This is a genomic window from Flavobacterium segetis, from assembly GCF_900129575.1.
GTDB classification, from domain to species: domain Bacteria; phylum Bacteroidota; class Bacteroidia; order Flavobacteriales; family Flavobacteriaceae; genus Flavobacterium; species Flavobacterium segetis.
On the sequence record NZ_FQWE01000011.1, the window covers coordinates 116992 to 126481 of the forward strand.

Sequence of the window (9490 nt, forward strand, 5' to 3'; positions counted from 1 at the left end):
AATTTCTAAGATTAAAGATCATTCTTTTTATTCTTTTTTCTTTTTACAATCTTGAAGATTCCTTTTAGATAATCTCTAAAACCTTCTGTCAATGTTCCTTCTTCTTCTCCTTCTATCAGAATATGTTTTTCTGAGATCTTTGCAAACATATAATACAATCCTGGGATAATAATTACACCGAAAATAGTTCCAAATAGCATTCCTCCTGCAGCAGCGGCACCAATAGTTCTGTTACCCACAGCTCCAGGTCCCGATGCAAAAACCAACGGAATTAATCCAGCGATAAAAGCAAAAGAAGTCATCAAAATAGGACGCAATCGAGCCGTTGCTCCTTCGATGGCAGCTTGCATTGCGGTGAGTCCTGCGGCGTGCCTTTGTACGGCAAACTCGACGATCAAAACCGCATTTTTACCTAATATACCTATCAACATAACCATGGCAATTTGAGCGTAAATGTTGTTTTCTAATCCCAATACTTTCAGTAAAAAGAAGGCTCCAAAAATACCGACTGGTAGCGATAAAATTATTGGTAAAGGCAACATAAAACTTTCATATTGTGCCGATAAGACCAGATAAACAAATATTAAAGAGATCAGGAAAATATAAATAGCTTGATTTCCTTGCCTAGATTCATCTATAGAAATTCCGGCCCATTCGATTCCAAATCCTTTTGGTAATGTTTGTTTGGCTACCTCAGCAACTACTTTTAGCGCTGTTCCACTACTATAACCAGCAGCAGGACCACCACTTATTTCAGAGGCATTGTATAAATTATGTCTGGTAATCTCAGAAAGACCAAATACTTTTTCAACGGTCATAAATGCGCCGTAAGGAACCATTTCTCCAGCATCATTTTTGGTGTATAATTTTAAAACATCTTCAGGCATTGCTCTGTATTGTGGCAAAGCCTGAACCATTACTTTGTATTGACGATCATATTTTATAAAACTAGTTTCATAATTACTTCCTATAAGCGTGGATAAATTATCCATGGCATCGGATATTGAAACTCCTTTTTGTTGTGCTTTATCATTATCCACTTTCAACATATATTGTGGAAAACTGGCACTATAAAAAGTAAATACGGACGAGAGTTCGGGTCTTTTACCTAATTCTTTGACAAAATCTTTAGTTATTTTTTCCATTTTTTTGAAATCGCCCGTACCAATTTTATCTACGACTCGAAGTTCAAATCCACCAGCAGCACCATAGCCAGGAACAGCAGGAGGTGGGAAAAACTCAATAGTGGCTCCTTTTATATTTTTTGATTTTTCTTCTAATTCATCCATTACTTGTTGAGACGTGTGTTTTCTTTCGTCCCAACCTTTTAGATTTACCAAGACACTTCCTGTATTAGATCCAGTACCTTCAGATAATATTTCATAACCTGACATCGTTGAAACTGATTTTACTTCGTCCATTCCAGAAGCAATTTTTTGTAGTTGATCTGCAATTTCATCCGTTCTTTCTAAAGTTGATCCAGGTGGCGATTGTATAACAGCATAGAATAAACCTTGATCTTCATTAGGAATAAATCCAGAAGGTACAGTTGAACTTAATAAATATGTTCCCAAACAAAATCCTAATAGTACCAATACCGTAATCACTCTTCTGTTCACAATAAGGGTAACTAATTTTTGGTATTTACCTTGTAAACCATTAAACCAATTATTGAATTTAGCTAATAATCTATTTAACACCGTGTCTTTTTTAGGAACTCCATGTACGTTTTTTAGCATCATAGCACATAAAGCAGGTGTAAAGGTTAACGCTACTATACCTGACAAAATAATTGCCGTAGCCATGGTAACCGAAAACTGTCTGTAAAAAATTCCAACAGGACCCGACATGAATGAAACTGGAATAAATACAGCTGCCATGACTAAGGTAATGGCGATAATAGCACCTCCAATATCTTTCATAGCCATTTTTGTAGCTTCCAATGCATTGACATGAAATTCTTCCATTTTTGCATGAACGGCCTCGACGACGACTATGGCATCATCCACCACAATACCAATTGCTAAAACTAATGCGAATAAAGTAATTAAGTTAACTGTAATTCCAAACAGTTGCATGAAAAAGAACGTTCCTATTAACGAAACGGGAACTGCAATAGCAGGAATTAATGTAGAACGCCAATCGCCTAAGAATACAAAAACCACTAGTGAAACTAGCAAAAATGCTTCTACTAAAGTGTGAATTACTTTTTCGATAGAAGCGTCTAGAAATTTAGAAACGTCGTATCCAATTTCATAATCCATTCCTTTTGGAAAGGATTCGCCTTTAATTTCTTCTAGTTTCTTTTTTACATTCTTAATTACATCGCTGGCATTACTTCCGTACGATTGTTTGATCACAATGGCTGCCGATGGTTTTCCGTTTAATTTGGAATATAAATTGTAATATGCATTTCCAAATTCGACTTCAGCGATATCTTTTAATCGGAGTAATTCTCCGTTAGCAGTAGATCTAATTACAATATTTTCATATTGTTCTTTAGTAGTATATCGACCTGGATATTTTAATACATATTCAAATGCTTGCGATTTCTTCCCTGAACTTTCTCCTAATCTTCCTGGTGATGCTTCAAAACTTTGATCGTCTAGTGATTTCATTACTTCTTCTGACGATACTTTGTAAGCCAACATTCTGTCGGGTTTTAACCAAACACGCATAGAATATTCTCTATCTCCTAAAACATCAGCAAACCCAACACCGTCAACGCGTTTCAATTCTGAAAGCATATTAATATCGGCATAATTATATAGGAAATTCACATCTAGTTTTGGATCTTTACTATATAAATTGATGTAAAGTAACATATTAGATTCTTCACGTGTAATTTTCACACCTTCACGCACCACAATTGGAGGGAGTTTATTGACAACAGCAGCGACACGATTTTGAACATTTACAGCTGCAATATTTGGATCTGTTCCTAATTCAAATACCGCTTGAATGGAAGCTTCACCATCATTACCAGCATCCGAAGCGATATATTTCATTCCTGGAATACCGTTTAAGGCTCTTTCTAACGGAATTACTACAGATTTAACCATCAATTCGCCATTGGCACCCGGATATTCGGCTACAATATTAACTTTTGGTGGTGAAATAGATGGGAATTGCGTAATTGGTAATTGAATCAATGCTAATCCACCTAAAAACACGATGATAAGCGAAATGACAATAGAAAGAACAGGTCTTTGAATAAATTTATTAAACATAATAGTTACTTTATCGGATTAAATTTATCTATTGTTTGATTAATTCTAAACTATTGAAAATCGATGTTGCAGAAACCATTTTAGGTTTGATTTTCTCGTCTTCTTTTACCGTTTGAAGTCCATCTATAAGTATTTTATCATCTGCAGATAATCCTGATTTTATGATATAAACATTAGATAATCGTTGTTTTATTTCAATAGTTTTAGAGTGTACAACATTGTTTTTATCCATAACAAAAACATATATTTTGTCTTGAATTTCAAAGGTTGCTTTTTGTGGAATTAATAGTGCATTTTTAATTGGAATAGTTAATCTTACTTTTCCAGTTTCTCCATTTTTTAGTAATAGTTCAGGATTTGGAAATTTTGCTCTAAAGGCAATGTTTCCCGTATTATTATCAAATTCACTTTCTATAGTTTCAATTTGTCCTGGATATTTATGTTGTTCCCCATTAGATAATAATAAAGTAGCTTTGTTATTGATGTCTTTAGTTGCACGAGATTTGTAATTTAGATATTCTACTTCCGACATATTAAAATAAGCATAGACTTCTTTATTATTTGATATTTTTGTTAAAACAGTTCCCTCATCTATCGAGCTTCCCTTTTTGAATAAAATTCTGTCAATAGTTCCATCAAAAGGCGCTTTAATTTTTGTGAATGATAAATGCGTTTCTGCCAGCGATAAATCGGCATTCGCTTCTTCTAATTTTGCTTTAGCCATTGCTAATTCTGATTTTGATACAATATTTTTATCGGCTAAAACTTTAGTATTTTGATATTCAATCTGAACTATTTTATAATCTGCTTTGGCTTTTAAAAATTCAGCTTCATATAATTTTGGCATTATGCTAAATAATAATTGACCCGCTTTGACAGTTTTACCTTCATCTACATAAATGTTTTCTAAATACCCTTTTTCTTGAGCTCTAAGTTCTACATTCTGTATTGATTGTATTTGTGCGATGTATTCTTTCGTAAAAGTGGTGTCTTTAATTACAGGAGAGGTAACCGTAAATTCTGATATTTCAACTTCTTTTTCTACATCAGATTTGCAACTTGTTAAATTCATTATGGCACAAAGGCCAATAAGTATTACAGTTTTATTCATGTTTTGATTATTTATTGTGTTGTATTGTTAAAAGAAAAATTTAAGAAAATATTCTTAGCAGCTCAGTTTGAATATTAATTTAAATTCTAAAGAGTATGAAAAATGGATGTGTGTTTGGAGCATTTAAATCAATCGTATGTTGATTTTCAAATGCAGTTATTAGAGTAGAGGATTTAGTTTCCATTGGACCTTTGTTTTATTTGGTACAAAGATGCTATAGAGTGGCTTTAAGATAGCTTAAGATTGACCTTAAAAAAGGCTTAAAAACTTGCTTTTTTAAAAGTTGTAAATAGAAATTCTAACAAAGGATTGTTAGATGTGGAACTAAATGTATTTAAAGGGAAAAAAACAATCTAACAATTGAAAATAAAATAATGTTCTGTTTTGAATACTATCAAAAACACAAAAGATCTTGCTTCTCTGAATTTTTCCCAAATCGAATAGGATTAAAATATAAAGTTGTTGGGTATTATTTGCCTAATGTTTTAAAATTAAATTTTACACAAAATATATAAAGAATAATTATTGGCACTTAAATATGAAATATTAGCTGAAATAAATTAGTGTTTTTTGCAGGAATACTATAGGTAATTTTTGATTTATGCAATGTAAGTACTCGTTGTACAATACGTAAACCAAGGCCAAAACCTGAAGTTCCCTTTGCATTTTGACCACGCATGAAAGGTTGAAAAATATTTTTTTGTTCCTTTTCAGTCAATGTTTTTCCAGTGTTTGAAACCGAAATAATCAATTGTTCTCCACTCGCGTGAATTTTGACATTGGCTTGTTGATTATCAGAATAAGCAAAAGCATTTTTTAAAATATTGGTAATAGCAACTTCTAATAATTTTTTGTTTCCACTAATTTCTAAAAGGGAATCTAAATTTTCGTCTTCTTCGATGTCGAATAGAATAATAAAATCTGGAAATAACTTATTTACTTTTTCGATGGCTGTAAAAAGAATTTCATCTAATCTATAAATTTCTCTATTCTCGTATTTTTTATTTTCTAATTTAGAAAGAATTAATAGGGAATTAATCAATTCTGTTAAGTGATCTACGTCGCTTAAAATATTAGTTAAGAATTCCTTACTATTAGGATCCGTTTCTTTAAGAGCAATATTATTTTCTATTTGTGAAGTAATTCTGGATAATGGCGTACGTAATTCATGTGATGCATGAGCTGTAAATTCTTTTTGTTTTTGGTAAGAATCTTCAATTCGATCCATCATAAAATTGAATTCAGTAGCAATTAAATCTATTTCGTTTTTAGTACTCTTGATTTCAACTCTGGTGTCAAGATTATTTTCGTTAATTTTTCTTATTTTTTGATGAAAAGAGCTCAATGGAAGCATTAATTTTTTGACAGTAAATGAAGTCAAACCCCAGCAAATTATTGTAAAAAGTAAATATGATATAATTAAAATAAAACGCAGGTACAGTAATTTTCGGTTCCCATAATCATCTTTAGCAGCTATTAAGGTGTAATAATCATTATGGTCAGTGTCATAAAGCATACCATAAACTTCAAAGTCTCCTTTCTGTCTAAAAAGTGTTTTATGTTTTTTTAAATACTGTAAATCAGCTATAGACCAACTGATTTTTACATCATCAATAGTGCTGTATATTAAATTAAAATCAGAATCAAAAATTAAAGTATTTTCATTGTAGAGTTTGTCCATAGTATTATGGTCAATCTTTTTTAATAATTGTTGATCAATATTTTTAACATTAACAAACAACTTTCTGTTAGAAAGTGCTTTGATTTCAAGACGGTCTCTAAATTCCTCTTTTCTAAAATTAGAATACAGAATAAATATCAACGTGGAAGCTAAGCCAAATAAGACTGTAAAAAGCAAACTTACAATAAGTGATATTCTGTTATTTAGTGTCATTCGGACTCTTTTAAATAATATCCATACCCAATTTTGGTGTGAATTAATTTTACAGGATGGTCTTTGTCAATTTTTTTCCTCAAAAAGTTAATGTAAACTTCAATTGTATTTTGATTGGTTTCAATATGGTAATCCCATAATTTTTCGGCTATAAACTGTTTCGAAACGACGTTTCCATTAGCATTAGCCAGTATCAGCAGAAGTTTAAATTCTTTTGGAGTCAGTTTTATTTCTAGACCAGATCTAAAAACTTTCATTTCCGTTTCAAAAATTTCTAAATCATCAATACTAATTTTTTCTTTGTTTTGTTGTGGAATTTCTTTTCGCCTTAATAGCGAAGAAACTCGGGCATATAATTCATCAAAATGAAAGGGTTTAACTAAATAATCATCGGCACCATTTTCGAAAGAAGAAAGTTTATCTTCAATTTCGCTAAAGGCAGTCAACATAATAATGGGTGTTTTTTTATCTACTTCTCTAATACTTTTACATACTTCGATACCATTTTTTCCAGGAACGTTGATGTCCAGAATTATCAAATCGTATGCATTAGGATTGTATTTTTTTAAAAGTAATAACCCATCATAATAAGGTGTACATACAAAAGATTTAGATGCAAAAAAACTTGCAATTTCTTTAGATAAAGTAAAATCATCTTCGAGTAACAGAATTTTCATAGCAATTGTTTATTGGTTAATTTGGTTAATCGGTTAAGCGAATAACCAAATTAACTCTTAAACAGTTTTTTATTTAAAATAAGAAAAAGTTTCCTCGTTTTCTATTTTCAATAACGTTTCATAAATTAGTTTAATTACATTTTCTACGTCATCACGGTGAACCATTTCTACAGTTGTATGCATATAGCGCAATGGCAATGAGATTAATGCTGATGCAACTCCGCCATTACTGTAAGCAAAAGCATCAGTGTCCGTTCCGGTTACACGAGATGAAGCTAATCTTTGAAAAGGAATTTCTTTTGCCATGGCAGTTTCTATAATTAATTCTCTCAAATTGTTTTGAACGGCAGGAGCGTAAGTAATAACTGGACCTTTCCCTATCTTAGTTTCTCCTTCAATTTTCTTATCAATCATTGGAGTAGTGGAGTCGTGACAAACATCAGTTACAATCGCAACATTAGGCTTAATAGTTTTTGTAATCATTTCGGCACCACGCAATCCAACTTCCTCTTGAACAGAGTTTGTAATGTATAAACCAAAAGGTAATTTGATCTTGTTTTCATGTAACAATCTCGCTACTTCAGCAATCATAAATCCTCCCATACGGTTATCAATGGCGCGACAAACAAATTTATTTTCGTTCAAAATCATAAATTCATCAGGATAGGTAATCACACAACCCACGTGAACGCCCATTTTATCTACTTGGTCTTTTGTCTCACAACCAATATCAATAAAAAGATTGTCTACTTTAGTAACTTCTTCTTTCGCTCTATTGCGAGTGTGAATGGCAGGCCAACCAAAAACTCCTTTTATAATTCCGTTTTTAGTGTGAATGTTAACCCTTTTTGATGGTGCGATTTGGTGATCAGAACCACCATTACGAATTACATAAATCAATCCATCATCAGTAATGTAATTTACATACCAAGAAATTTCATCGGCATGACCTTCAATTACTACCTTGTAAGGTGCATCTGGATTTATAACACCTACTGCAGTTCCGTAAGTATCGGTTATGAAAGTGTCAACATACGGTTTTAAATACTCCATCCATAATTTTTGGCCTTCTGCTTCAAACCCGGTTGGAGAGGCATTGTTTAAGTATTGCTCTAAAAATGTAATAGAAGATTCTTTTAATATCGATTTTGTGCTCATAAAATATTTTTTTGCTAAATTATAAATTTGGCATCACAGTTGCGTTGATATTTTCTAATTTTGACAATAAAAAATTACCTTATGCAATTACTTAAATTCGTCATGTTTTTTCTTTTCAGTCTTTTTACAATTAATGCTCAGGTTATACCTCAAGATACTACGAAAATAGATTTCGAATTAGACGAGAATTATATTTTAAATGATACAATTCAGCTTCCTGAGATTTTAATTTTGAAAGAAAAAATGAATCCAGAGGCTAGAAAGCAATTTCTAATTCTTCAAAACCGAGTTTATGTTACCTATCCTTACGCAAAATTAGCCTCTGAAAGACTGATAAATCTTAACAAAGGGATGCTTAATTTGAAAACTAATAGAGAGAAAAAAAAGTACTTTAATATTGTCGAAGCTTATCTAAATAATGAATTTGAAGCTAAGCTTAAAAAACTTTCCCGAAGTCAAGGACGAATACTAGTAAAATTAATTCATAGACAAACCGGCCAAACAACTTTTGAACTGGTTAAAACTTTGAAAAGTGGTTGGAAAGCATTTTGGTCTAATACCGCCGCGAGTGTGTTCGACATAAACCTAAAAACGAAATATGCGCCTTACGAGGTTAACGAGGATTATTTAATAGAAACCATATTAACACGTGCATTTGAATCCGGAAGATTACAAAATCAAAAAACGGTATTGCCTATTGATTATGAAAATCTCAATGAATTTTGGATTTCTAAATCTCAAAAAGGCACTTAATTTAGCTTTGTGCGTTTCACTAAATATAAAAGTGTCCATTATCTTCTTTGGTAATGGACACTTTTATGTTTAGTGCCGGGCTCATATCTTTGCTGTGGGCTTTTCACTGCTATCCCTAACGCGAGCCGCGATTGTCAACATAAAGTAAACCTTTATAGAGATGGTATAATTTAAATCGGCTATTGAATACCTATAAGCTCAGGAATTCGTTGTAGTCACAGATCTTTAAAATTTTACGCATCAGGCTATTTTCACTTTGAAAGCAGTGAGAAGGTTCAAAGCCTTGGGACGTTTTAGTTTTATAAAATGTATACTTTTAAAATTATTATTTATCAGATGTAACCCTTTTCCATGATATGAGTGTTGAGCTTGCGTATAGCTAGCGTTTGTATCAATGTGGTGGCTTTAAGGCTTAGCATAAAATGATAAAATTGCACGCCGGATCTATAGTATGTTTATTTAAAGCAGATCAGAGTGTATAAACGAGAATAATTAAATGGTCAAAAACGAGCTATTCGAATAAAGATTACAGTATTTTTTATCAAATAGTCAAAGAAGTGTTTGTGTTGAGAAAAAAACTTCACTTTCAAGTTGTACGTTTACAACCATTTAAAAACAATCTTGAACAAATCTTAAAAATAGTCACAAAAAAAGCTTGTAGAAGCGA

Annotated in this window: 6 protein-coding genes; 1 reads left to right on the plus strand and 5 read right to left on the minus strand. The window is 31.9% G+C overall.

The window, feature by feature from the left end; all coding sequences use genetic code 11:
• Nucleotides 1-11 precede the first annotated feature (11 nt).
• From BUA99_RS13910 to BUA99_RS13930, 5 genes are all read right to left on the minus strand, one after another.
• Nucleotides 12-3230: an efflux RND transporter permease subunit gene (locus BUA99_RS13910; protein WP_072993649.1), complete on the minus strand. Its 3219-nt coding sequence runs from the start codon at nt 3228-3230 to the stop codon at nt 12-14.
• A gap of 28 nt (nt 3231-3258) precedes the next feature.
• Nucleotides 3259-4341, minus strand: coding sequence for an efflux RND transporter periplasmic adaptor subunit (locus tag BUA99_RS13915; protein ID WP_072993652.1), 1083 nt, complete (start codon nt 4339-4341; stop codon nt 3259-3261).
• A 532-nt stretch (nt 4342-4873) separates the two neighbouring features.
• On the minus strand, nt 4874-6235 hold the full coding sequence (locus BUA99_RS13920; RefSeq protein ID WP_072993655.1) for a HAMP domain-containing sensor histidine kinase: 1362 nt from the start codon (nt 6233-6235) through the stop codon (nt 4874-4876).
• Nucleotides 6232-6912, minus strand: a complete 681-nt coding sequence (locus BUA99_RS13925) for a response regulator transcription factor (RefSeq protein ID WP_072993658.1) — start codon at nt 6910-6912, stop codon at nt 6232-6234. Before BUA99_RS13925 ends, BUA99_RS13920 begins: the two co-directional genes overlap by 4 nt.
• Nucleotides 6913-6981: 69 nt before the next feature.
• On the minus strand, nt 6982-8070 hold the full coding sequence (locus BUA99_RS13930) for a M42 family metallopeptidase (protein ID WP_072993661.1): 1089 nt from the start codon (nt 8068-8070) through the stop codon (nt 6982-6984).
• A gap of 81 nt (nt 8071-8151) precedes the next feature.
• On the opposite strand from BUA99_RS13930, the gene BUA99_RS13935 reads away from it, so the two are divergent.
• Nucleotides 8152-8823 carry a DUF4294 domain-containing protein gene (locus tag BUA99_RS13935; protein WP_072993664.1) on the plus strand — a complete coding sequence of 224 codons (672 nt, stop codon included), beginning with the start codon at nt 8152-8154 and terminating at the stop codon, nt 8821-8823.
• Nucleotides 8824-9490: the final 667 nt, after the last annotated feature.

Bases quoted from the DNA above. Each gene is read 5' to 3' on its own strand.
- BUA99_RS13925 (WP_072993658.1), bottom strand. From the start codon at position 6,912: ATGAAAATTCTGTTACTCGAAGATGATTTTACTTTATCTAAAGAAATT.
- BUA99_RS13930 (WP_072993661.1), bottom strand. From the start codon at position 8,070: ATGAGCACAAAATCGATATTAAAAGAATCTTCTATTACATTTTTAGAG.
- BUA99_RS13935 (WP_072993664.1), top strand. From the start codon at position 8,152: ATGCAATTACTTAAATTCGTCATGTTTTTTCTTTTCAGTCTTTTTACA.
- BUA99_RS13915 (WP_072993652.1), bottom strand. From the start codon at position 4,341: ATGAATAAAACTGTAATACTTATTGGCCTTTGTGCCATAATGAATTTA.
- BUA99_RS13920 (WP_072993655.1), bottom strand. From the start codon at position 6,235: ATGACACTAAATAACAGAATATCACTTATTGTAAGTTTGCTTTTTACA.
- BUA99_RS13910 (WP_072993649.1), bottom strand. From the start codon at position 3,230: ATGTTTAATAAATTTATTCAAAGACCTGTTCTTTCTATTGTCATTTCG.